The organism is Streptomyces sp. P17, assembly GCF_032436805.1.
Lineage (GTDB): Bacteria > Actinomycetota > Actinomycetes > Streptomycetales > Streptomycetaceae > Streptomyces.
Genome location: NZ_JAVRBF010000517.1, coordinates 1 through 328, shown reverse-complemented (window position 1 = coordinate 328; position 328 = coordinate 1). Strand labels below are relative to the sequence as shown.

Genomic DNA, 328 nt, shown 5'->3' with positions numbered 1-328 from the left:
ATCACGCAAACTCTTTGCCATTCCTGCTACATCCTTTGGTGCACCTTCCGGTGCAGGATTACGCAAGATGTCATCGACAGCAGCAGCATTGTTAAAGCTCTGGTCAGCAAGCTGCATATTCGCAGTATCGAACGGAGCCATAACACGACCCGGCAAACCAGCACCCGGAGGAACAGCACCGGGCCGAGTAGTAGCGGCAGCAGCACCAAGCATCTGACGACCAGCATCTGGATCAGTCGTTACAGGAGCAGCAACAGGAGCACCGCCCTGTGGCATGTTCATAACCTGTTCGATACTGCCAGGAATACCACCGGGAGGAACCGTCTGG

The 328-nt window shown here is 55.2% G+C and carries 1 protein-coding gene; it reads right to left on the bottom strand.

Going from position 1 to position 328, the window contains the following annotated elements:
* Positions 1-282 (bottom strand): hypothetical protein (locus tag RMT89_RS41940; protein WP_315889007.1); only part of this gene is annotated, 282 nt, incomplete at its 3' end.
* Positions 283-328: the final 46 nt, after the last annotated feature.